This window comes from Methanofollis aquaemaris, from assembly GCF_017357525.1.
Taxonomy (GTDB): domain Archaea; phylum Halobacteriota; class Methanomicrobia; order Methanomicrobiales; family Methanofollaceae; genus Methanofollis; species Methanofollis aquaemaris.
On the sequence record NZ_CP036172.1, the window covers coordinates 1529707 to 1556481 of the forward strand.

Here is a 26775-nt window from a genome sequence, read left to right on the forward strand (position 1 = left end):
ATCCCGGATACAAACCCGCACAGGAAAAATAAAAGAACGATGCGCTTAGGCTCTGTTGAAACCTCTTCTGGAGGCTGTGTGGAAATCCTCTGGGTCGTTATCTCTGCGGGGGGCTGGCCGTCCCCCGGTCCCCCCGCGTCAGGATAGGAGGGGGGGACGGTAACCTCCCTCTTCATGTTCGTTGAAGGTGCCTTCCCGCCCCCATCGCAATCCCGGGGGTCCGGGGGCAGAGCCCCCGGCACAAGCATGGGGGAAGGCATGCCAATCAGACAGACCGCCCCAACAGGGCGACAAAGAATGCTGAGCTGCTTTCTCGCACCGGGGAGAGACCCCGGACCCCCACATATGAGGATGGCCGGGAGGCGGCGAGTGAACAGTGTTCGGGGGAGGGATCAAGGATCCTTCCATACCCCGGAGAACTGCGAGGAGAGATGTTCATGCGGTATGCCCGAGGCATGCTCTCGCCTCATGAGCGATCCCGGAGAGCCAAAAAATCTCAGACCCCTCGCGTGGAGAGTACGCGCCTGACCTCGGCAAAGAGTTCATCGATGGGGTACGGCTTCCTGACCACCCCGGCAAAACCGTACTCCTGGTACGAACTCATCACCGGATCCGTGGAATACCCACTTGATACGATCGCTTTCACCGACGGATCGGTCTTTCGAAGTTTTTGAATCGCTTCGACACCACCCATACCGCCAGGGACGGTCAGGTCCATGATGACAAGGTCAAAAGGACGCCCTGATACATAGGCCGCGGTGTATCGCCTCACCGCCTCACCGCCTTCAGACGCCGCAGTGACACAATAGCCCTCGCTTTCAAGGAGAGGAACAATCGAAGAGAGCACGCCTTCATCGTCATCCATAAAGAGAATGTATGCATCACTCTCAGGGGCATGCTCCCCCGTCTCCATACAACTGCCCTGCCATACCCCTCCCTTCCTGACTGAATTTGCAGGGAGGTAGACAGTAAAGACCGAACCGTCCTGATCAGATACAACGGTGACATATCCGCCGTGGTTTTTGACGATCGAACGGACCGTGGCAAGTCCAAGACCGCGCCCTTCTCCCTTCGTGGTAAAATAGGGATCAAAGATCCTGGGGAGGTGATCTGCCGGGATCCCAGTGCCTGTATCAGCGACAGAGAGAACAATATAACAACCTGCCGGGATCTGGCCGTTCTCACTGAAAATTCTATTTCTGGCTTCGGTCCGGATCGTTCCCCCACCCGGCATCGCCTGCTCGGCATTGATCATCAGGTTCTGAATGACCTGAGAGAACTGTGCCGGATCGATACTCACCTGCCAGAGATCGGGATCGAAAGTGGCCTTAAAGGAAGATTTTGTCCCCCTGAGGACAAACTCTGCGGTCCCGATGATAAGAGAGGAGAAATCCGGCGGTTCGACGGTTTCAAGGACAGGGGCACCACCACGCGAGAAGGTGAGGAGTTGCTGGGTAATTATCCGCGCCTTTTTCACCGCTTTCTCCGCCTCCCTCAAATTCTCTTCAGGAGAACACCCCGCTTCGATCTTCATCCTGGATAGGGTGATGTTCCCGAGAACCGAAGTGAGAACATTGTTGAAGTCATGGGCGATCCCACCGGCAAGGAGTCCGATCGACTCGAGTTTCTCGTTTCTCAGGTGCTCCTCCTCCATCGCCTTCTCCATGGTCACATCCCTGATCGACTCGATGCTTCCCACGACCTTGCCGTCCTGGTCGATGATGGGGGAGGCGGTCGCAGAGAGAGAGAGAGATCGACCGTCCTTAACCTGCAGATCAGATATGACTGAGGAGAGGATCAACCCGTCCATACGCCGGACTTCAGGATACAGCGCCCGCACCTCTTCGTCTTCGGCCTCGACCAGGTCAATGAGAACAGGTCGACGCCTGCCATAGAAGGGGATGGCATAGGCATGTTCCCCCTCTCCCAGGATCTCCTCCTTCCGGACACCGGTCAGTTCCTCCATCGCACGGTTCCAGGACACGACCCGCCCGCAACAGTCGGTGACCAGGATCGCGTCAGGAAGATGTTCTATGGTGTCGTTGAGGTGACGGTTCGCGATCATCAGTGCTTCCTCTGCCCGCCGGGTATCCGTAATATCTCTGATGAAGACCGCAAGCCTTGTCACTTCACCGTCGCAGCCACTGACCGGGGAGACCCTGACAAGACAGGCCCGCTCTCCCCACGCTGTCTCAAACTGAACAGACTTCCCTGATAATATCGCAGACCCAAAGGCCTCGGACAGACCAGGAGCAAATACCGGATCAACCATCTCCTCTCTATCCCGACAGGTAAGAGATGTCTCCCCTCCGAAAGCCACCCGGGCGGGCTCGTTGTATGAGACAATCCGCCCCTCACGATCAGCCAGAAAGGCGAGGTCCGGCGTTGCGTCGAGGAGCACCCTGGCCGTCTCCTCACTCTCTCTGAGGGCCTCTCCGACATGGTGACGCTGGAGGGCGATCGCAGTCTGGTTCATAAAGGCCTCGATAATATCGGCGTTTTTGAGCCTGGCACTTTCCTTCATCAGGATAATCGCAGACCCGAATATCCGATCTCTTCTGACAAACGGGACCACATAAGCCGCAAAAATCCCCAGTTTTGATTCTAGAGATCTACAAGTCTTGTAAGGAACCGTCTCAAGCATGATCTCATGGAGACCTGGGGCCCTGATGATCCCTCGTTCGGTGGTAAAGAGTTCCTCCACCTGATCGGTGATCGTAAATCTGGATCCAACAACATCAGACCCCAGCGCGTTTGCATAGATGGCGCGCTCTTCTTCTTGAGCAAGAACGACCCGCGTACAGAAGGACCGATCCTTCAGGTCATATGAATTCACGGTAACGATACTCTTCCCGGCCAGCGACTGGATCTGTCTCCCGATGAAGTCATAGATCTCAGGCCCTCCATCCATCTCGACAAAGGCCATCGCCGTACCCGAGAGGAGGCCAATGTTCCGGGCGTATCGCATCTGCTGGCACTCTGCCTCCCCCTGCTCGACAAGACCTCTGATGACAACGATCACGCCCTCCGAAAAGGGAGATACGGCCAATCCAGGTCCAGGAATGAGCGATAATTCTACAGGAAACCTTGTACCGTCCTTTTTCAGACAGATACCCTGCCGATATCCATGACCACGGATGAAACCACCGGTCCAGGATCGAGCACCCCGAACTGCCGTGACGATCTTGCGGTGGAACGCGCGTCCACCCTCCGGGACGACAAGATCGATGAAATCGGCGCCAAGAGCCTCCTCCTTGGAGTAGCCAAAGGTCGCAATGGCTGCATCGTCCCATCCGATCACCTTTGCCTCCCTGGAGATGGATATAACTGCATGACGGGATCTGAAGGCGGGTAGAGAGCATCCCTGATCCATTATTACAGTCCCTATCGAGAGATATTCAGTGACCGCCCCATCCGAGCCCCTGAGATTCCTGGAAAACCATAAGATGCGTGTCTCTGTGCCATCCTTCTTGATCACCCTGGTCTCATGCGGAGACTCCCCTTCCGGGTCTGCAGCAACCGCTTCCACCTGATGAATGAGCGGTCGACCATCTGATTCATACTCAGGGAGGAACGTCCCGAGAAGGGGTTTATCCAGGAGTTCTTCTGGAGTATATCCGAGATAATCGGCACCTGACTTCTCGATATACGTGATCCGATGTTTCGGAGTCCATTTAAGGATGATACTCCCCATGTGGCGGTCCTGGAAAGATGGATCAAATGATCCCTCCCATGCAAGAAGACCCTGCTCTTCAAAGGTGTCGAGAATATACTCGGTCCCGCGAGAGACGATCCGCTGGCTCTTCCAGGAAAAAAATCTCTCTCCACCGGAGAGAAAACGGCAGAGCGTACCTTCCGGTGCACCGCCCGGGACTCCCACTTCTCCTCCCCGCAGAACGACATACTGAAAAAAACGCGAGGCATCAGAACCCACAAGAGCACGATACCGTCTGCCTATGATCTCGGCCATAGCCGGACTGACATAGACGATCCTTCCGTCATCAGGCCGTGTCACGAGAGAGACGAATGCGAGGGCATCCAGAACTGTCTGCCACGGCTCTTCGTCTGCTGGCCAGGCCTCCTCCACACGCGGGGGCATATGGATGATAGTGATAGGGCAGAGCTACAAATAAATATCGAAACGAAACCTATTGCCGAAAAGAACGATCGGAGCACATAATCGAGCCCAAATTATAATGGTGGCCAAAATTTAATATTTTTCCAGTGGAGACGATCCGTCCACTCCGGTTGACGGCACCAAAAATTTTCTGATCTGAGCAGGAAGGAGAGAACCAAAGATCACCCTTTCCTCCTCTGTGAAGAGGCAGCACCAGACGAAGAGAAGATATAATATTCCAATCGCGCCTGAAATGACTCCGAGTTCAAGCCAACTCTCGATAGGAACCAGACCACCGAGTACGAGAGATACAAGAGCAATGGCCAGGGTAGCAAACGCCACTGCCACCAGAGGCTTGAAGAACGCCCTCACCGGGATGGAGAGCACCTTCGCACTGTACCATGGCATGAATATGCTGCTCTTGACCGTGAAAAGTATCGCCCCGGCTGCAGCAACACCAAAGACTCCCCACCCGGCACCCACAACAAGCCAGAGTGCAAGAAGGACATTTGCAGCACCGAGAACGATCGTTGCAATCCCCGGAATCTTCACTTTGGAGTACGAGACCGCGACATGATTGAGTGGGAGCACCGCGAGATTCACCCCCAGAGGGATGACCAACAGAACCAGGAGAGGTGCAAGGCCCGCATGCTCCGCCCCTACCCAGAGGGTCAGGAGTTCAGATCCAAATCCACAAATGAGTCCGACAGGAAGAGCCAGGGCCAGACCCATGCACTTCACCGAAGAGATGGCCATACGTTTGATTTCTGCGAACATCTCCCTGGCATAATAGATGAATATCATCGGGGCGATTACCCCGGCGAGTACGCCCCCCATGGTCCGCAGAAGAATGCTCCAGGTAAGAGCGACGGCATATTCTCCGCCGGCAAACGGACCGAGAAAGATATTGACGATGATCAGATCGACCTGGAGGAAGAGGAGGGATCCGATCTCGTTGACGAGCATCCAGCTCCCGAAGACCGACATCTCCTTCAGAGAGCTTCTGTTAAATGACCTGAGTCTGACCGAGAGTTGGGGCGTGAGCACCCGCCAGGCACCGATCATGAGGAAGAGAAGGAAGAAGGAGGTCACAAGGTAGGCGACACCGACATAGCCGAGACGAGGTGCGGCCCAGAGGAAGAGGGCGACGATCAGCCCCACCTCGAGGATACGGCCGAAGGCCTCCACGATATTATAGAGGTCAAGTCGGTTGTGAGCAAAAAAGGAGACGCTGAATGTACTCCCAACGGTCCTGATGAGAAACGAGATGTGAATCCCGAGAAAGAGGTAGATCACATCGGTCAGTTCGCCTGAAGGAACATTGAAGACGGCATCGACATTGAAGGCGAGGAGGAAGACGAGCGGGAAGACCAGGAAGACTGCAAGTCCCACGATCCCGAAGAAGGCCGTGTTGAAGGTGAGGTTGGCGCGGGTGTACTCCTGGCGTTGCAGGTCGACAGTGAGGTAGCGCGCGACGGTGAAGTTAAGAGAACGGGTGGCGAGACCGAGATAGGTCGTAACCGTGATCGCAAGGGGTATGAGCCCGTATGCGGCGATTCCGAGGGTTGAGATGAAGAAAGGCGTCAGCCAGAAACCGGTTACAACATTCACAATAAATAGAAGGATATTGGAGATGAGGTTGAGGGGAAACTGCCCCACAAAACTTCTGTTCACCTCGACGTGATCTTGATCTTCCATATTCCCCCCGCGGGACAAAACGGCGCTCTCAGACAGGGGGATGAAAAATACCTATCAGTCACCCCCCGGGGAAGAGATGCGGATGTTAAATAAAAAGATTTCTGTCCCATGAGAGAGGTCGCGAGAGGGAAAATTAAATATACCAGAGAGCGAGCCAAACAGTATCAATGACATGACCCCGGAAGGAAGGGCGCCCGCGGTCTCAGTGGTCGTCCCCCTCTATAACAAGGCCCCATATGTCAGGCGGGCACTTCAATCCGTCCTATCTCAGACGTTCCAGGACTTTGAAGTGATCGTTGTGGACGACGGTTCCACCGATGGAGGGCACCTCATGGTCGGAGAGGGGAGTGACTCCAGAGTGAGACTCATCACTCAGGAGAACAAGGGCGCTTCTGCGGCGCGAAACCTTGGAGTCCGCGAGGCGCGAGCCAGGTGGATCGCCTTCCTTGACGCTGATGACGAATGGTTGCCCACGTTTCTCGCAACCGTGATGAGGCTGCAGGACCGATTCCCCGGGGCCGGCGCTTATGCCACCGCATGGATGAAGATAGAGGAAGAAGAGGGGGAGAGATGGCAGGCGACTTACCGGAGGGTGCCGACGCCCCCATGGGAAGGGTACCTTCCCAGTTACTTTCTTGCCGCCGCAAATGCCGACCAGCCGGTGATCTCGTCGGCGGTGATGGTCCCGAAGGAAGTCATCCTTGAGGTCGGGGGATTTCCGGAGGGAACCCCGGTGGGAGAAGATGTGATCACCTGGTTCAGGATCGCCCTCACCAGAGAGATCGTCTTCACGTGGGAGGCCGGTGCGGTCTATCATATGGAGGCGACAAACAGAAGTGCCGATGAGGCACGAAACCCATATTGGACGCATAAAATTATAGATGAAGCACATTCAGCCCTTATGAACGGCCTGGTCCCGAAGAGAAAAGTACCCGAGGTGAGGGAGTTCATTGCAGGAAAACAGCTCTACCTTGCCTCCTCCATGCTCAGGCAGGGGATGCGGATGGAGGCGCGGGCATATCTTGAAGCATGCGTGACCGAACGCTTTTCTGCGGAAAAAATGCGTCTCTCCTTCCTGGCAGCCCTGCCCAGCTGGGCCTATCTGGCCCTTTCGGTGGCACACCAGCGGACCCGCGGGCTGGAGTGAAGTTCATTCTTCCTTATGAGAGACGATCAGATCTGACCGATGGGGCAGGGCCCCTACACGGTCTAAAATGAGAAGAAGGTGAAGGGCCTGTTCCCCTCATCTCCCACGGTCTGAATTCTCGTTTTCGACGCCTTCCCCTGATTCACCGGATATGTGGCCCTTCCGTCGCTTTTCTCCTCTGTCGGGAGGACGATTATCTCGCCCTCTGCTTTAGAGGCACCACCCGGGCCGACGACCGAGAAGGTCACGGTGTAGTTCCCGGGTTCTTCGTATCGGTGGACCGGTGCGGGTTCAAGAGAGGACGTGCCATCCCCGAAGTCCCAGGCCTGTGCTCTGACATCGCCTTCGATGACGTCGGTGAACTGCACGGTCAGCGGCGCCTCGCCCGAGGTGACATTCGTCTCGAAGGCGGCGTCCAGGAGTGTGGTTTCGTTGTTCTCATCTACCGGAGTTGTTTCGATGAACTGAACCTCAATGGGGGTGTCGCCCGATGTGGGGTCTACACTCTTACTGGCCTTCACGAGATTTGGATCGCCTTTCAAGAACGTTTTCGCGACAGTGTCGCTCCCTGCGCTATTCGTGACGGTGAGTTTGACCGTATAGTACCCGTAAGGCAGGTCGTAGTAACTATGGGACGGGTTCGGATCAGTCGAGGTCTCGCCGTCGCCGAAGTCCCAGAAGTACGAACGCGGGAATGTACCGGTACAGTTGTTGGAGAACTGGGTGCCGGGCAGATAATCCATCAGATACGATGCACTGAAATCGGCGGTGGGGGGCTCGGCTTCCCCTCTGGTGATCTCGAAGGCGTCGATACGCCCGCCACCGTCAGGGAAGGTGAGCCTGAGCACATGCCGGCCTTCAGGGAGATCGATCATCGTGTCAGCCGTCCTGAAACCTCCATAGATCTTTGGCATCCTCACCTCACCGACTTCGGTGCCATCCACCGAGAGGAGAACAGGTTTTTCTCCGCTCACGGAATCGTGCCCCAGCATGAAGGCCGCACGATACCGGCCGGCCTTGGGGATATCGACGGTGTACTCCACCCATTCCCCCGAATATATGGCGTAGATGAAGATGACGCCGTCACGCTCCAGAAGGTCGACCCCCTCGTCTCTGTACGCCCCGCCCCAGTTCTTGCCGGGATCACTGTCATGATAGGCGACGTCCGCACCGCCAAGGTCGAAGTCCTCGGCCTCGATACGGCAGGGGACGGTGTGGTTTGTGTACGGCTCCTGGACAGGGTCGGGCGAGACGACGACGATCTCCTTGCTGATGGAGGAGGAGAATAGCGAATGGCTGGTGAGCGTGAGCGTCACGATGTGGACGCCGGCGTCGGTGAAGATATGAGTCGGGTTCTCCTCATCTGAACTCCCGCCGTCACCGAAGTCCCAGGCGTACGAGAACGGCCCCGTGCCGGTGGTCCGGCTGGCGAACCCGACCGCGAGCGGCAGATCGCCGGAAGTCACATTCATCTCGAATTCAGCGCGCGGAGCCTCCACATCCCCTTTCAGCACTGTGATCGCATCGATGAACATCTCTCCTTCATCAAATGAGAGATCCAGAACCTGTTTCCCTGGAGAATCGATCCGGAACTGGTCCGGGAAGGTCTGGAAGATCATATCGTCGAGTTTTCGATACACAGAGACGCTCGCATCCTCCGAACCAGGAGAATGGAGGGTGCATCTTGCCCCGTGATCGAGAGCATGGGCGTGGAAGACTGCCGTATAGACTCCAGCCTCAGGGACGTCGACGGTGTACCTCACCCACTCGCCGGGCTCGGTGTGGCCAATGGCGGTGACACCGTCGATCTCGACGAGATCCACATCGTCGGAGCGATAGGTCGAGTTGCCCTGATTCCCTTCGTTTTTATCGTGGTACGCAACCTCTTCACCACCCCAATCATAGTCTTCGGCCTCGATACGGCATGGAAGAGTGTGGGTGCGATAGGGTTTCTGGTCGGGTTCGAAGACGGTGATGACGGTGCAGGCCTTCGAGGTGCTCCCGTCACTGCCGTCGACCGTGAGCCAGACCTCGTACACCCCGGACGTGCCGAAGAGATGGAATGGGTGCTGTTCATCAGACACCTCGCCATCACCGAAGTCCCATGACCAGCCGTTCGCGTTGAGCGAGGTGTCGGTGAACTGCACCGCAAGCGGAGGCTCGCCTGAGGTGACGTTTGCCGAGAAATCGGCCACCGGCGCTGCTGTCCCACCCTTCGTGAAAATGACGGCGTCGGCGTTCACCCACCCCTGCGGGAAGGTGAGGCGGAGCACGTGCGTCCCGGCCGGAAGGTCGACCTCGGTCTCGACCGTCTTGTAATTACCCCACCCGCCGGTGTTCGGCGAGGTCACCCGACCGACCTCAGTGCCGTCCACCGAGAGGACGCACTCCTTGCCGGCCTGTGGAGTGGCGAGGAGGAGGGCGGCCGTGTACGTACCTGCCTCCTCGATCTCGACGGTGTACTCAAGCCACTCCCCAGGGTAGGCGTACGAGGTGGTGACCGCACCGTTCCAGCTTTCGAGGTCGACGTCGTCTGAGCGGTAGTCAGAGTTCCCCTGGTTGCCGGTCTCGGTGTCGTGGTATGCGACGCCCTCGCCGCCGAGGTCATAATCCTCGGCCTCGATACGACACGGGAGTGCGTGGTTTTTGAAGGGCACCTGCCCACCCTCGCCGGTGACGGTGATCTCATGGCCGGATGTTCTCAATCCATATGGGCTGTCGACGGTCAGGACCACATGGTACGTCCCCGCTCTGATAAATTCATGGAGCGGGTTTTCTTCGTCGGAAGTCGTGCCATCGTCGAAATTCCAGGAGTACGAGAACGGCTGAGTCCCGGTGACCCCGCTCGTGAACTGCACTGCAAGGGGTGCCTCGCCTGACGTGACATTCGCCGATGTCTCTACAGATGGGGGTGACGGGTCTCCCACATACCAGGGAATATGTATGCTGTCGAGGTTCACTCCCCCCTCCGGGAAGGTGACCCGCACCACATGTGTGCCCTCCGGGAGATCGACAAAGATCTCGACCGGTTCGAAGGCACTCCAGTCCCCGGTGTTCAGGGCGGTCACGCGGCCGACCTCGGCGCCGTCCACCGAGATGACGCATTCCTTGCCGCTCTGAGGTGTAGCCGCTTCTAGGGTTATCTTGTAGTTTTTGGATTTCTCGATGTCAAGCGTATATTCGACCCACTCTCCCGGCTCGGTGTGCGAGATGGCCGTTACTTTGCCCCAGGTCGTGAGGTCCACCCCTTCTTCCCGATATGCACCGCCCTGGTTCACTTCAGGGTCGGCGTCATGGTATGCGACGCCTTCGCCGCCGAGATCATAGTCCTCCGCCTCGATCAGGTAGGGGAAGGACGGGATCTTGAAGGGCGCCTGCCCCTCCGGCGTGGTGACCGTGATCGCCTGGCTGGTCGAGTTTTTATACCCATAGTTGCCTTCGGCTTCAAATGTCACCGTGTAGATCCCATCCTCGGCGAAGAGATGTTCCATCTCGTTCTGGTCCTCGATCTCCGGGCTTCCATCGCCGAAATTCCAGGAGGTACTGACGGTACCTTCCGGGGGAACCCCGGTGAACCTGACCGCCAGCGGGGCCTTGCCCGAGGTGACGTTGGCTTCAAAACTGATTGCACCGAGATCGCGGTCATCGTAGAGATATGTTTCGCGGAGATGTTTTGTTACTTCAGAACTACCGGCACTGTTCGTGACGGTGAGCGAAATCTTCGGTCTTGAATAATAGTCAAACCTATGACATGGGTTTTCCTCGGTCGATGTCGATCCGTCGTCGAATTCCCAGAAGTATGTCATGGGATGGGCGCCGGTGGACGTACTCACCAGACGGTATGGGGCAATCCCGGGAGTGCGCCCGAACTCATAAAGCCGTTTCATTTCAAAGTCCGCAACCGGCGGTTCCACCGCGGCCCCTCTGGTAAAAGTGACGGCATCGAGATTCACTCCTCCCTCAGGGAAGGCGAACCTGAGCACGTGCTGGCCGGCAGGGAGATCGACCACCGCATCGACGCTCCTGAAGGCCTCTCCCGGGTCTGCCAGCATGGCAGGCACCTTCACCGCCTCTGCGCTGTCTACCGAGAGGGTGCAGTGTTTTACGAGACCATATTCTTCCGGATTGTCCGGGACCATATGGAAGGTCGCCATATACTCGCCGGCTTCAGTGATGTTCACGGTGTACTCCACCCACTCAAGCGGGGCGGTATCCATGATCGCGACCGCTCCGCCCATCTCACCGAGGTCCACATCGTCGGAGCGATAGGTCGAATCGCCCCGGTTCCCGGGTCCGGCGTCATAATATGCGATGCACTCATCACCCAGGTCATAGTCCTCGGCCTCGATACGGCATGGAAGAGTATGGTTCTTGAATGGATACCGGGCCTGACCCGGCGGGGTTACGGTGATCTCCTTGAGGGCGATTTCATCAAACATACCACATTTTGCCTCAAGTTTCACTACGTAGACCCCCGGATTCTCAAAGACATGGACCGGATGCTGCTCGGTCGAAGTCCCGCCGTCTCCGAAGTACCACCGCCAGGCTGTTGCATGGGGAGAGTGATCGGTGAACTGTACTGCTAGCGGTGCCTCGCCGGAGGTGATATTACGCGTGAAATTCGCGATAGTCCTGGGATTGCCGACACGGACACAATTTTCGCGAATGATGGTATTCTCACCGGCCGCGTTCTGGACGGTGAGTCTCACCGAGTAATGCCCCTCTTCGACATACCTATGCCGTGGGTTTTCTTCTTCGGAAGTGCTCCCATCGCCAAAGTCCCAGGTATGGGTGAGCGGCGGCGTGCCGGTGGAATGGCTCGTGAAGCAGACGGTATGCGGTACATGGCCTGAGATGAAAGTTGCCGAGAAGTTCGCGACCGGCGCCTCCAGATCCTCCTTCGTGAAGATGACGGCATCGGCGTTCACCCACCCCTGCGGGAAGGTGAGGCGGAGCACATGCGTCCCGGCCGGGAGATCGACAGAGGTCTCGACCATCTCATAGGTGCCCCACCCGCCGGTGTTCGGCGAGGTCACTCTCCTGACCGCGGTGCCGTCCACCGAGAGGACGCACTCTTTGCCGGCCTGCGGCGTCGCGAGGAGGAAGCCAGCCGTGTACCTTCCGGTCTCTTCGATATCGACGGTGTACTCCAGCCACTCGCCCGGATAGGCGTACGAGGTGGTGACCGCACCGTTCCAGCCTTCAAGATCGACATCGTCGGAACGATAATCTGAATTGCCCTGGTTGCCGGCCTCGGTGTCGTGGTACGCGATCCCCTCGCCACCCAGGTCGTAGTCCTCGACCTCAATGCGGCCCGGGAGAGTGTGGTCCTTGAATGGCGTCTGGCCCCCTTGACCGGTGACGATGATCTCGTCCTCCGTAGATGCGGTGCCGCCCGGACCGGTGACGGTCAGGGTGACCGTGTAGGTGCCGGCGTCCTCGTAGACATGCACCGGATGATCTTCATCTGAGGCCTCACCATCGCCGAATGTCCAGGCACACTCGGTCGCATGGAGCGAGGTGTCGGTGAACTGCACCGAAAGCGGTGCTTCGCCGGAGGTGGGGTCCGCGGTGAAACTCGCGACCGGTTGCTGATACCCGACCACGATCAGGTCTTCACGCACGAGCATATCCTCGCCAGCCCCGTTGCTTACCGTGAGCGTCACCGAATACGTACCCTCCCCGGCATAGAGATGCACCGGATTTTCTTCGGTTGAAGTCCCACCGTCCCCGAACTCCCAGGAGTACGTGAGCGGCGGGGTGCCGGTGCACTGGCTCATGAACTGGACGGCAAGTGGCGGAGCACCTGCAGTGACGTTTGCCGAGAAGTCCGCGACCGGTGCCGCCGGACCCTCCTTCGTGAAGGTCAGAGCATCGGTGTTCACCCACCCCTGCGGGAAGGTGAGGCGGAGCACATGCACCCCGGCCGGGAGATCGACAGAGGTCTCGACCTTCTCGTAGGTGCCCCAACTTCCGGTATTCCGCGAGGTCACCCTTCCAACCTCAGTGCCGTCCACCGAGAGGACGCACTCCTTACCGTTCTGCGGGGTGGCGAGGAGGAAACCGGCCATGTACCTCCCGGCCTCATCAATGCGAACGGTGTATTCCAGCCACTCGCCAGGGAAGGCGTACGAGGTTGTGACCGCACCGTTCCAGCCCTCGAGGTCGACATCGTCGGAACGATAATCTGAATTGCCCTGGTTACTGACCTCGGTGTCGTGGTATGCGATTCCCTCGCCGCCGAGGTCGTAGTCCTCGGCCTCGATGCGGCCCGGGAGAGTGTGGTCCTTGAAGGGCGTCTGGCCCCCTTCGCCGGTGACGACGATCTCGTCCTCCGCAGAGGCAGTGCCGCCCGGACCGGTGACTGTCAGGGTGACCGTGTAGATGCCGGTGTCCTCGTAGACATACACCGGATGATCTTCATCTGAGGTCTCACCATCGCCGAATGTCCAGGCACATTCGGTCGCGTGGAGCGAGGTGTCGGTGAACTGCACCGAAAGCGGGGCCTCACCTGAAGTGGGATCCGCCGTGAAACTCGCGACCGGTTTCTGGTACCCGACCACGATCAAGTCGTCGCGGACGAGCGTGTCCTCGCCGGCCTCGTTCCTGACTGTGAGCGTCACCGGATACGTGCCGTCGGTGGCATAGAGATGTATCGGATTTTCCTCAGTTGAATTCTCGCCGTCACCGAACTCCCATGAGTACGTGAGCGGCGGGGTGCCGGTCGAGGTGCTTGTGAACTGGACGGCAAGCGGCGGAGCACCTGAGGTGATGTTCGCCGAGAAGTCCGCGACCGGCGCCGCAGGCCCCTCCTTCGTGAAGGTGACGGCGTCGGCGTTCACCCACCCCTGCGGGAAGACGACGCGGAGCACATGCGTCCCGGCCGGCAGGTCGACCCCGGTCTCAATCGTCTCGTAGGTGCCCCACCCACCGGTGTTCGGTGCGGTCACTCTCCCGACCACGACGCCGTCCACCAAGAGGATGCACTCCTTGCCGGCCTGCGGCGTCGCGAGGCTGAAACCAGCCGTGTACCTCCCGGCCTCCTCGATCTCGACAGTGTACTCGAGCCACTCACCAGGATAGGCGTACGAGGTAGTGATTGCGCCATCCCAGAATTCAAGGTCGACGTCCTCGGAACGGTAGTCAGAGTTACCCTGGTTCCCGGTCTCGGTGTCGTGGTACGCCACTCCCTCACCACCGAGGTCATAGTCCTCGGCCTCGATGCGGCCGGGGAGGGCGTGGTCCTTGAAGGGCGTCTGGCCGGCACTGGATGCAAGGACGACGATCTTCTCCTGAGGGAAGAAGGAACCTTCACTTTCCTTCTCCCCAGCAGGGAGGACGATGATCTCGCCCTCCACTTTAGAGGCCCCACCCGGGCCGACGACCGTGAAGGTCACGGTGTAGTTCCCGGGTTCTTCGTACCGGTGGACCGGTGCGGGTTCGAGAGAGGACGTGCCATCCCCGAAGTCCCAGGCCTGCGCCCTGACATCGCCTTCGATGACGTCGGTGAACTGTACTGTCAGCGGCGCCTCGCCCGACGTGACGTTTGTCTCGAACGCGGCGTCCAGGATTGCGGTTTCGTTGTTCTCATCTACCGGAGTTGTTTCGATGAACCGGACCTCAATAGGTGTGTCGCCTGAGGTGGGGTACGCACTCTTGCTGGCCTTCATGATACTTGAATAGCCTCTCAAGAACGTTTTCGCGACGGTGTCGCTCCCTGCACTATTCGTGACGGTGAGTTTCACCGTATAATATCCATATGGCATGCCGAGGTAACTGTGGAACGGGTTAGGCTCAGTCGAGATCTCGCCGTCGCCGAAGTCCCAGAAGTACGAACGCGGGAACGTACCGGTACAGTTGTTGGAGAACTGGATGCTGCTCAGATCATCGTGCAGAGTATATGCACTGAAATCAGCAACCGGAGGCTCGTCCTCTCCTCTTGTGAGATAAAAGGCGTCGATACTACCTGCGCCTTCCGGGAATGTCAGCCGCAACACATGCCTGCCGGCCGGCAGTTCGATCTCGCCGCCATAGACTATCTCAAGGGAATCTTCGGCTCCGGTGTTCGGGCAGACGATCCGCACGATCTCTGAACCATCCATCGAAAGGATGCACTCTTTCCCGTCCTCAAGGGCCGCCAGGTTGAAGGACGTCATGTACGTCCCGGCAACCGGGATATCGACAGTATACTCCAGCCACTCTCCCGGATCAATAGAATAGACAGATTCCCCCCACCAGTCAATGTCCACACCCTCGGTTCGCCTGTGGTACGATCCACCCTGATTTACTTCAGGATCGCTGTCATGGTAGGCGACCCCTTCGCCACCCACATCAAAGTCTTCGGCCTCGATGCAACAGGGGAGTTCGTGATGTTTGTAAGGAGCCTGGCCATCCTCGGCGACGGCGGTGATCTGAAGAACGTCTGGGGTGGATCCATACCGATTCTCAACAGTCAGGATCACATCGTATGTCCCTGCCCGGGTGAACTGATGGACGGGGTTCTCCTCCTCGGAAGTTATACCGTCACCGAAATCCCAGGAGTACGAGAACGGTTGAGTTCCGGTGAAATTGCTCGTGAACTGTACTGTCAGGGGTGCTTCGCCCGAGGTGACGTTCGCCGTGGCCCTCCCCATCGGTCGTGTACTATCTCCCCGATCAAACCTGATTCTGTCGAGGTTCACCTCTCCCTGGGGAAATGTGACTCTCAGGATATGTTTGCCTTCCGGGAGATCGACAAAGATCTCGACCGGTTCGAAAGCACTCCAGGTGCCGGTGTTGGGTGCCGTCACGCGGCCGACCTCGGTGCCGTCCACCGAGAGGACGCACTCCTTCCCGCTCTGTGGAGTGGCCACATCGAATATAACTTTGTAGTTCTTCGATTCACGGATGTCAAGAGTGTACTCGACCCACTCTCCGGGTTCCGTATGTGAGATGGCCGTAACCTTGTCCCAGGTCGTGAGGTCCACGCCTTCCTCTCTGTACGCACCGCCCTGATTTACCCCCGGGTCGGTGTCATGGTAGGCGACGCCCTCGCCGCCGAGGTCATAGTCCTCCGCCTCGATACGAGAGGGAGTATAGGGAGGGAGATACCGGTCTTTAAAGGGTAACTGCCCCTCCGGGGTGGTGACCGTGATCATTTTGGTGGTCGAGTTGCCACGCCCATAGGTGCCTCTGGCCCCGAATCTCACCTCATATGTCCCATGATCGGTGAAGACATGCTCCAACTCATTCTGGTTCTCGATCTCCGGAGTGCCGTCACCGAACCACCAGTAGGTACTGACAGCGCCCGCCGGCGGATCCCCAGTGAACCTGACCGCAAGCGGGGCCTCGCCGGAGGTTACGTTGGCCTCGAAACTGATCTCGCCAAGGCCTGGCTCACGATGATAAAGACTTTTAGTTATCTCAGAACTGCCTGCACTGTTCGTTACAGTGAGTGTGATCTGATAATCCGGAGCTCCTTCTCCATCATAGAACACAGTATGCGGATTATCCACCGTACATGTCGTTCCATCACCATAATCCCAGAAGTAAGTCATGGGATGGGTGCCGGTGGATGTGCTCACCAGACTGTACGCATCGGTACAGGGATCAGTAGGTACATTAAGAAATTTCACTTCAAAGTCCGCGACCGGCGGTTCCACCGTGCCCCGCCTGGTTAAGGTGACGGCGTCGAGATTCACTCCTCCCTCAGGGAAGGCGAACCTGAGCACATGCCGACCTTCAGGGAGATCGACCACCGCATCGACGCCATGGAAGGTCTCTCCGGGTTCGGCCATCATGGCAGGTACCTGCACCGCCCCTGACCCATCTACCGAGAGAATGCAGTGTTTTACGATGTAATATTCATCGGGATCGTCGGGGACCATGTGGAAGGTCGCCATATATTCGCCGGCTTCCGGGATCTCAACGGTGTACTCCGCCCACTCGAGCGGGTTGGTATCCACGATCGCGACTGCCCCGTCCATCTCCCCGAGGTCGACATCGTCGGAGCGGTAGGTCGAATCGCCCCGGTTTCGGGGCTCGGCGTCATAATATGCGACGTAATCCCCACCGAGATCATAATCCTCGGCCTCGATGCGGCATGGAAGAGTATGGTTCTTGAACGGATGCTGGGCCTGACCTGCCGGAGAGACGGTGATCTCCTTGATAACAGAAGCGGGATAGTAACCGCTTGAGGTCTCAAGTTTCACCGCGTAGAATCCCGGGATCTCATAGACATGGACGGGGTGTTGTTCGGTCGAAGTACCTCCGTCTCCGAAGTACCACCGCCAACCGGCCGGATAGTCGGAGGTATCGGTGAACTGTACCGCAAGGGGTGCTTCTCCAGAGGTGACATTACAGGTAAAATCCGCGACAATCCTGGCATCACCGACATGAACATAGTTTTCGCGGATGGTGGTGTTTTCACCGACCTCGTTTTCGACCGTGAGTCTCACCGAGTAGTACCCCTCGTCAACATAGACATGCTCTGGATTCTCTTCGTCAGAAGTACCCCCGTCGCCGAAGTCCCAGGCATAGGTCAGCGGCGGCGTGCCGGTGGAATCGCTCCAGAACCGCACGGTAAGCGGCGGATCGCCATATGGGTATCCCGCCGTGAATAGTGCAACCGGTGCCTCCAGATTCTCTTTCGTGAAGGTGACAGCATCGGTGTTCACCCACCCCTGCGTGAAGGTGAGACGGAGCACATGCACCCCGACCGGGAGATCGACCTCGGTCTCGACCGTCTCATAGGTGCCCCACCCACCGGTATTCGGCGAGGTCACCCGTCCGACCTCGGTACCGTCCACCGAGAGGACGCACTCCTTACCGTTCTGCGGGGTCGCGAGGAGGAAGCCAGCGGTGTACCTTCCGGCCTCTTCGATGTGGACAGTGTACTCGAGCCACTCGCCGGGATAGGCGTACGAGGTGGTGACCGCACCGTTCCAGCCTTCAAGGTCGACGTCGTCGGAGCGGTAGTCCGAGTTGCCCTGGTTCCCAGCCTGGGTGTCGTGGTATGCAACGCCCTCGCCGCCGAGGTCGTAGTCCTCGGCCTCGATACGGCCGGGGAGGGCGTGGTCCTTGAAGGGCGTCTGCCCCCCTTCGCCGGTGACGATGATCTCGTCCTCAGCAGAGGCGGTGCCGCCCGGACCGGTGACCGTCAGAGAGACCGTGTGGGTGCCCGGGTTCTCGTAGAGATGCACCGGATTTGCATCGGTTGAAGTATCGCCGTCACCAAATGTCCAGGCACATTCGGTTGCGTGGAGCGAGGTGTCGGTGAACTGCACCGTCAAGGGTACCTCACCTGAGGTGGGGTCCGCGGTGAAGCTCGCAACCGGTTGCTGGTACCCGACTACGACGAGATCCTCACGGACGACCGTGTCCGCGCCGGCCTCGTTCTGCACCGTGAGCGTCACCGTGTACGTCCTCTCCTCGGCATAGAGATGCACCGGATTGGGATCGGTTGAGGTCTCGCCGTCACCGAACTCCCACGAGTAGGCGAGCGGCGGGGTGCCGGTGCAGTGGCTCGTGAACTGGACAGCAAGTGGCGGAGCACCTGAGGTGACGTTCGCCAAGAAGTCCGCGACCGGTGCCGCCGGGCCTTCCTTCGTAAAGGTGACGGCGTCGGCGTTCACCCAGCCCTGCGGGAAGGTGAGACGGAGCACATGCGTCCCGGCCGGGAGATCGACTTCGGTCTCGACTGTCTCATAGATGCCCCAGCCACCGGTGTTCGGCGAGGTCACCCTCGCAACATCTGAACCGTCCACCGAGAGGATACACTCCTTGCCGTTCTGCGGCGTCGCAAGACTGAAGATAGCGGTGTACCTCCCGGCCTCATCGATGTGGACGGTGTACTCCAGCCACTCGCCGGGATACGCGTACGAGGTCGTGACCGCACCGTTCCAGCCTTCAAGGTCGACGTCGTCCGAGCGGTAGTCCGAGTTACCCTGGTTGCCCGCCTCGGTGTCATGGTACGCGACCCCCTCGCCACCTAGGTCATAGTCTTCGGCCTCGATCCGGCCGGGGAGGCCGTGGTTCTTGAAGGGCGTCTGGCCGTCCTCGCCGGTGACGAGAATCTCGTCCTCCGCAGAGGCAATGCCGCCCGGACCGGTGACGGTCAGGGTGACCGTGTAGGTGCCAGGACTCTCGTAGACATGCACCGGATTTTCCTCTGTCGAAGTCTCGCCGTCACCAAATGTCCAGGCGCATTCGGTCGCGTGGAACGAGGTGTCGGCGAACTGTACCGAAAGCGGCGCCTCACCGGAAGAGGGGGCCGCCGTGAAACTCGCAACCGGTTGCTGGTACCCGACCACGATCAGGTCGTCGCGGACGAGCGTGTCCTCGCCGGCCTCGTTCCTGACTGTGAGCGTCACCGGATACGTGCCATCAGTGGCATAGAGATACACCGGATTTTCTTTGGTTGAAGTCCCACCGTCCCCGAACTCCCAGGAGTATGTGAGCGGCGGGGTGCCGGTGGAGTCGCTTGTGAACTGCACCACTAGAGGCGGTTCACCAGAGGTGACGTTCGCCGAGAAGTCCGCGATCGGTGCCGCCGGACCCTCCTTCGTGAAGGTGATGGCGTCGGCGTTCACCCACCCCTGCGGGAAGGTGAGCCTGAGCACATGCATCCCGGCTGGCAGGTCGACCTCGGTCTCGACTGTCTCGTAGGTACCCCAACTCCCGGTATTCCGCGAGGCCACACGTCCGACTTCGGTGCCGTCCACCGAGAGGACGCACTCCTTGCCTTCCTGCGGAGTGGCGAGGATGAAACCGGCCGTATATATGCCATCTTCTGGGATGTCGACGGTGTACTCCAGCCACTCGCCGGGGTAGGCATACGAGGTGGTGACCGCACCGTTCCACTCCTCGAGGTCGACGTCGTCGGAGCGGCAGTCGGAGTTGCCCTGGTTGCCGGCCTCGGTGTCGTGGTACGCCACTCCCTCCCCGCCGAGGTCATAGTCCTCGGCCTCGATACGGCACGGGAGTGCATGGGTCTTGAAAGGCGTCTGCCCGCCGCCGGGTGCGAGGACCGTGATCTCCTCCTGCGCAGAAGCAGTGCCCCCCGGACCGGTGACCGTGAGTTTCACGGTGTAGATGCCGGGACTGGTATAGGTGTGGGCCGGATCCTGCCCGGTCGAAGTACCGCCGTCACCGAAGTTCCACTGCCAGGCGGTTGCATGGCGGGAGGTGTCGGTGAACTGCACCGAAAGCGGCGCCTCGCCGGAGGTGACATTCGCCGTAAAACCAGCCAGGGGTGCGGGATGGCCGACCTCAATCAGGCCCTCGTGGATGACGGTGTCGCTCCCGGCACTGTTGGTCGCCGTGAGCCGTACGGTGTAGGTGCCCTCCTCGACATAGACATGCACCGGATTTTCCGCAATCGAAGTCCCGCCGTCGCCGAACTCCCAGGCATACGTGAGGGGCCCGGCGCCGGTCACCTGGCTGGTGAAGCGGACTGCAAGTGGCGGGGCGCCGGTGGTGACATTCGCCGCGAAATCCGCCACAGGCGCCGCCGGACCAACCTTTGTGATCTCAAATGAGTCCAGGTTCAGACCGCCACCCATCGTGACCCTTATCACATGGCGGCCCTCGGAAAGGGCGATCGCAGCAGGCGTCTCCACGGTGGTGAAGCCTGACCATCCGTTCTTCGGCGCCCTCACCGTTGCCCCACGCACACCGTCCACTGCGAGATCCAGGCTCTGACCTTCCAGGTCTGAAGTCATTCTGAAAGAGAAGAGATAGTTCCCGGCGTCGGAGACGTCCACCGTATATTCCAGCCACTCCCCTCTCGCGGTGTAGCCGACATTGACGACCCCGATGCTCTCCCATCTCTCGATATCCACATCGTCACTCCTGAAGGCACCTCCCTGGTTCCCCCTGGTGGCGTCATGGTAGGCGACACCCTCGCCACCATAGTCGTACTCCTCGGCCTCCACCCGGCAGGGAACCGTCCGCGCCACATAGGGTTCTGACTGACCACCGGTCACGACGACATACTCATTCTTCACCTCACCTGCAGTCCCGAACTCATTGGTGACCTTGAAAGAGACCGTGTAGCGGCCTGGAGATGAGTAGGTGTGCTCGGGATCTTTTCCGGTTGCATCAGTGACCCCGTCCCCGTTAAAGTCCCAGGCATACTCAAAAGGGGGTGTTCCCCCCGGGCTCCCGGTGAACCTGACTTTGAGCGGGGCCTTTCCATTCCGTGGATCCGCGGTAAAATCTGCCGACGGGATTGAAGGCCTTGGTAAGGCAGAAGAGAGAACCTCGTACCACCGGTCGGCCATCTTCTTCTCTCCCTGGTGGTTGGGATGAAGGTGATCCCTGAGGTCGGTGCCGACATTAAACCCGGAATTCTGGTCGACAAGTATGACCCTGGACTGAGATGTGTCCAGAGATTCTACCAGACCCGGGATCTCTGCATTGTATGCATCCACATATTGTGTGTAGAACGAAAACTTCATCGGGATGATCTCTGCGATGTAGACGGTGACCCTCGGATTGTACTCCCTGAGAATCCCGACGACCGCCCTGAGATCCTCGACGGTCTCATTGGCCACCTTCACAGGGGACTTGGGATAGCCCTGCTGGAGGAGGTCGTTGGTGCCCAGGTGGATGAGCACATGGTCGGGTGTATCCCCCCTCGTCTTGAGGGTGTCCAGCCAGACCGAGAGGTTCCCGTTCTGAGGTTCGTACTCAGCGTTCCCAAAGGCAACATGATCTGTCCGCCACCCGGGTCGCCCCTCATTGTCCTTATCAAAATCAAGTTGGAAATCCGGGCCCGGCCGGGTTCCGACAAAATTCACCTCATAACCATTCTCATTCAACAGGTTCCATAGGTGATACCGATAACTCGGATAATTTACACCACTCTGCTCGTCGATCGCCCCGGCCGTAACCGAATCACCCAGAGGCAGGATCTTCGTCTCATCACCTGCCGCCGAGACCATTCCGACGACAACAATACTGAATAGAACTAGCGATAACAAAATAAAACGTCTCGTAACCCGTCCCCCCATAGACATTGAATGTGAGGGGAGATATTTATTATAATATATAAATATTCCCAGATCGTTTGATCGTTCTGTGGAATTAAAAGAAATATAATAAAATAATATCCATAAATATTCCACCTAATATGGATAAGGCCAATAAAGTAATTCAAATGGAGAATTTAAGAATTTTTGATAATATCTATCCGAGCCAAGATCGCCGGAATGCATATATATAGAGAACTTCTCTCAAAGGGTGATCCTGACGGGGGAGACGAGGTGGAGAGAGATAAAGTCGCCATTCTGATCATCAACTGGAACGGTAAGGAAGACACGCTGGAATGCATCAGGTCACTGCAGGAGCAGGACTACCCGGCATGCGAGATCATCGTCATCGACAACGGATCGATCGACGGTTCGGCCGATGCCTTCAGGGCCATCGAACCGCCGATTAATCTTATTGAGAGCGAAAAAAACCTGGGATTCGCAGGCGGGATCAATCTCGGGGTTACCTATGCGATGGAGCACGGGATGCCCTACACACTCATCTACAACAACGACACCATCGCCGATCCCAGGATGGTCCGCAGCCTGGTTGAGATCCTGGAATCAGATCCGACTGTGGGGATCGTCACCGGCAAAGTCTATGACTACTATATTCCGGACCGGCTCCTTGTGGTGGGCAAAAAAATCAACTTCTCCACCGGCCGGATGTTTAATGAAGGGTATTCAGAGACCGACCGGGGACAGCACGACGAAATACGCGAATACTCATATATCGACGGGGTCTTCTGGCTTTCAAGGACCGAGGTCTTTCAGACAGTCGGGTTCTTCGATACCAGTTATTTCTATCAGTTCGAAGAAGTGGACTTCTGTGCCCGGGCAAACAAGCACTACCGGATCCTCTACACCCCACACGCAAAGATATGGCACAAAGGAGGAAAAAGCGTCGGCGGACGCAAGAGTCCGACTGAGGTCTACTACTTTGCCAGGAACAAGTTCATCTTCATGCGCCGGTATGCCACACAACGACAGTTCCTGACATTTCTCCTCCACCAGGTTCTGGTGGACAACCCCAGAGAACTCGGTGGGGCCCTGATAAAAGGGCGGTTTAACACACTTCTACCGCAAATCCGGGGAGTTGCGGACGGGGTCCGCAAGGCAAAAATGGAATCCCCGTCCATTCCCGGAAAATATGGGGGATGAAGTCCAACGGCAAGACGCCGGACCACACCCCATTCAAGAGCCGGATGTGCTGGCAAAGGAGAACTTGTCGAGGTTCAGAGAACCACCGAACGCCATTCTGATGGCGTGTTCTCCGGCGGGGAGAGCGATGCTCTTCTTCACCGTCGTGAACTTACCCCACGACCCGGTGTTCGGCGAGGTCACGGTCCCGACCTCTTTCCCGTCGACAAGTACTTTCATCGACTGCCCGCTCATGGCGGAGGCGACGACGAACTCGGCATCATATGTCCCTGCTCTCGGGACGTCAACGGTGTACTGGAGCCATTCGCCAGGGAAGGCATAGGCAATGGTGGTGACTCCGCTGTCCTTCCAGGACTCGATGTCGACACCGTCCGTACGGTACGCACCGCCTCTGTTCTCCACGTCCCTGTCATGGTAGGCGACGCCTTCGCCACCCTCGTCATAGTCTTCGGCCTGGATCGTAAACGAAACAGACTCCTGACCGGCGGTGACCGCAACCTTGTCAAGGTTCAGGGAGCCATCGAAGACAATCCTGATGGCATGCTCGCCGGCAGGAAGTTCAAGGCTCTTCTTCACCGTCGTGAACGTGCCCCACGAACCAGTGTTCGGCGAGGTCACGGTCCCGACTTCCTTACCGTCGACGAGCACCTTCATGGACTGCCCGTTCATGGCGGAGGCAACGGTGAACGCAACATCGTACGTCCCGGCCTCGGCAACATCGACAGTGTACTGGAGCCATTCACCCGCATAGGCATAGGCAATGGTGGTGACACCAGTCTTCTCCCAGTTTTCGATATCGACACCGTCCTTGCGGTAATCTCCACCCTCGTTCACGGCGTCGGTGTCATGATAGGCGACACCTTCGCCGCCTTCGTCATAATCTTCGGCTTCAAATGTCCCCGGAAGGGCGATTGCCGTCTTCTCTCCAGGGTTTGAACCCGATGAATCAGATGCCGAAAGCACCATCTTGTCGAAGTTCAGGGAACCGTCGAAGACGATCCTGATGATATGCTTCCCGGCAGGGAGGTCGATGTTCTTCTTTACTGTCGTGAACGTGCCCCACGAACCGGTGTTCGGCGAGGTCACGGTCTCGACTTCCTTGCCGTCGACGAGCACCTTCATGGACTGCCCGTTCATGGCAGAGGCAACAGTGAACGCAACATCGTACGTCCCGGCCTCGGCGACATCAATGGTGTACTGGAGCCACTCGCCAGGGAATGCATAGGCGATGGTGGTGACACCACTGGTTTTCCAGGATTCAATATCGACGCCATCCTGACGGTAATCACCGCCTTCGTTCACAGCGTCGGTGTCATGGTAGGCGACATCCTCGCCGCCTTCATCATAATCTTCGGCCTCGATGGTGCCGGGGACCGCAGTCCCCGCTTCAGAGCCAGAGCCATTGTCCGGGTTTGAGCCCGAAGAGGTGTTCTGGACAAAGGCGATCTTGTCCAGATTCAGGGATCCGTCGAAGGCAACTTTGAGCGTGTGGTCGCCAGCGGAGAGGTCAAAACTCTTCTTCACCGTGGTAAAGGTACCCCATGAACCGGTGTTCGGGGCTTCAACAGCGGCGATCTCTTCGCCATCAATGAGCACCTTCACGGACTGTCCATTCATGGCGGAGGCGACGGTGAAATCGACGTCATATGTCCCGGCCTCGGTGACATTGACCGAGTACTGGAGCCACTCACCTGGATAGGCATAGGCGATGGTGGTTGCACCGGTCTTCTCCCAGTATTCAATATCGACGCCGTCCTTGCGGTATTCTCCGCCTTCGTTCACGGCGTCGGTGTCATGATAGGCAACACCCTCTCCACCCTGATCATAGTCCTCGGCCTCGACCGTGCCGGGGAGAGTGTGCCTCTCCACCGGCTCGGGGTTCGGGTCGGGGTTCGGGTCAGGAGTCGGGGTTGGGGTTGGGTCCACCGGATCGGTGGACTTCTTGATCACCAGTCCTGATGTGTCCACGCCTGAAGACGGTGAGACAATCTTGAACGGGTTCTCCGCATAGTTGCCGGTTGCCGTTCCTTCGATGACATCGTTCACACCGTAGTGTGAGTACAGGATGTTCTCAGGCCCGCCTTCGACAGTCAGATCGAAGTACGAGTTCTGGCATGGCAGATCCCGACCGATGGCGGGGTAGTACTTCCCGAGCCTGATCATGGAGCCGTCAACACCCTCCGCGTTGATGATCTTGAAGTTCTCGAACCTCACGTCATTGGTGTTCGAGGCATCGATGGCGTACCCGCCTGCGTTCTCGCTCACACAGTTGGTGAAGACGTTCGGAGAGTTGAAGCCGTTCCAGTGAATCAGGAAGTAGTCAGAGGCTTCCGAGTCCTTGGAGTAGCAGTTCTCGAACTTCGCACCGTTCGACGACCAGATCATGAACCCGTGATGGTTCCCGATCGCCGTGCAGTCCTTCACCGTGACACCGTTGTTGAGGAAGAATCCTGCACCGAAGATGAGGTTCATGTCCCGCTGGGTGTCAGACTCAGGGAAACGTGCCTGTTTCCTGATACCATTGTCCTTGCTTGTACAGTTCTCGAAGACGACGTTCTTCACTGCAGGGGCTGGTTCGATGTGGAAACCGGATTCCCAGTTGTCCTCTGCATAGCAGTCCTTGATGAGAGCGTTCTCAAGGTCGTTGTGCTCTGCGAAGATGAACCCCGCAGTCCACGGGTGCGAGTTGTCGTTGGCACCACACCGGATCGCCTTGCAGTTCTCATACGTGATGTTAGAGACCTTCAGGCCAGCACTGGTTGCATCGATGTTGAATCCTGTCCAGGTCAGATCGATGGCCGTGCAGTCCTTGAACGAGATGTCAGTGAGGTCGTGCCCGGGGCACCAGACTGTGAAACCGCCGTTCATTCTCGTGTCACCGGTTACGGTCACACTCTGGACAGAGACGTGACTGTACTGAATCCAGACAGCACCCTGACCCGAGATGGTAAAACCCTCAAGGTGAGTGTTCTCATTAGCGAATACACCATCCCAGGTACCGCGGATATCGATCCTGGTCTTGTCTTCGCCTGAACCCATGAGCGTTGTTCCCGGTGCCATTTTGATACTGCCGTCAGAGTTGTACGTCCCGGCAGCAAGGTGAACCGTGCCACCGTTCCCGGCCGCGTTGAGCGCGTTCGTAATCTCGATCTGGTCAGATTTTCCGTCACAGACATAGTCTGCCTGTGTCTTTGCATCCTGCGAACTGTCAGAGGCGGCCACATTGAGCGTGGCAGCACTGACCGCAGGCGCCAGACATATGAGCACTGACGCCAGGAGCAGGAGGCGCAACATTGATCTATTGTTCATGGAATGTTCCTCATGTTCATCCCCCCGTCAAGATCAATTTTAACACAATGTACTTTTAAACATTGTGATCGAGAACTATTCAATCTCATAAATTATTTTGTGAATTTAATAACAAAGAGAGGAAATTCAAAATAATTTCCACAAAATAGGATAAGAGACATCGTCGAATAATTATCCAATATGAAGATGATTCCAGACGACATATCAGATTTCAATCTGTAATTCATTGATTAAATGGGTTTCTAAAGATCGAGATAATATTCAACAAGGGTACGCCAATAAAACAATCCGAATATAAAGAAAAAAACGACGATTATGACATATATGAGCAT

General features: G+C 57.7%; 6 protein-coding genes. 2 read left to right on the plus strand and 4 right to left on the minus strand.

Going from position 1 to position 26775, the window contains the following annotated elements:
- Nucleotides 1-496: 496 nt before the first annotated feature.
- Both RJ40_RS07425 and RJ40_RS07430 read right to left on the minus strand, forming a co-directional pair.
- Nucleotides 497-3880, minus strand: a complete 3384-nt coding sequence (locus RJ40_RS07425; protein ID WP_265580222.1) for a PAS domain S-box protein — start codon at nt 3878-3880, stop codon at nt 497-499.
- A gap of 330 nt (nt 3881-4210) precedes the next feature.
- Nucleotides 4211-5815: an oligosaccharide flippase family protein gene (locus tag RJ40_RS07430; RefSeq protein WP_265580223.1), complete on the minus strand. Its 1605-nt coding sequence runs from the start codon at nt 5813-5815 to the stop codon at nt 4211-4213.
- Between the two features lie 172 nt (nt 5816-5987).
- Here RJ40_RS07430 and RJ40_RS07435 point away from each other — a divergent pair, with 172 nt between their 5' ends.
- The gene (locus RJ40_RS07435; protein WP_265580224.1) at nt 5988-6962 is read left to right on the plus strand and encodes a glycosyltransferase family 2 protein; all 975 of its coding nucleotides are present in this window, start codon (nt 5988-5990) and stop codon (nt 6960-6962) included.
- A gap of 62 nt (nt 6963-7024) precedes the next feature.
- Here RJ40_RS07435 and RJ40_RS07440 read toward each other — a convergent pair whose 3' ends face one another.
- Complete coding sequence (locus RJ40_RS07440) at nt 7025-21925, minus strand: PKD domain-containing protein (RefSeq protein WP_322743868.1); 14901 nt, start codon at nt 21923-21925, stop codon at nt 7025-7027.
- 282 nt (nt 21926-22207) lie between these two features.
- Between RJ40_RS07440 and RJ40_RS07445 the strand changes: the two genes are divergently transcribed.
- Nucleotides 22208-23134, plus strand: a complete 927-nt coding sequence (locus RJ40_RS07445; protein WP_265580225.1) for a glycosyltransferase family 2 protein — start codon at nt 22208-22210, stop codon at nt 23132-23134.
- A gap of 33 nt (nt 23135-23167) precedes the next feature.
- Here the strand turns inward: RJ40_RS07445 and RJ40_RS07450 are convergent, their stop codons facing one another.
- Entirely contained in the window at nt 23168-26443 is a 3276-nt protein-coding gene (locus tag RJ40_RS07450; protein ID WP_265580226.1) for a carbohydrate-binding protein, read from the minus strand.
- Between the last annotated feature and the right edge of the window lie 332 nt (nt 26444-26775).

Excerpts from the sequence above, each read along its gene's own strand:
- RJ40_RS07430 (WP_265580223.1), bottom strand. The coding sequence starts at position 5,815 with ATGGAAGATCAAGATCACGTCGAGGTGAACAGAAGTTTTGTGGGGCAG.
- RJ40_RS07435 (WP_265580224.1), top strand. The coding sequence starts at position 5,988 with ATGACCCCGGAAGGAAGGGCGCCCGCGGTCTCAGTGGTCGTCCCCCTC.
- RJ40_RS07450 (WP_265580226.1), bottom strand. The coding sequence starts at position 26,443 with ATGAACAATAGATCAATGTTGCGCCTCCTGCTCCTGGCGTCAGTGCTC.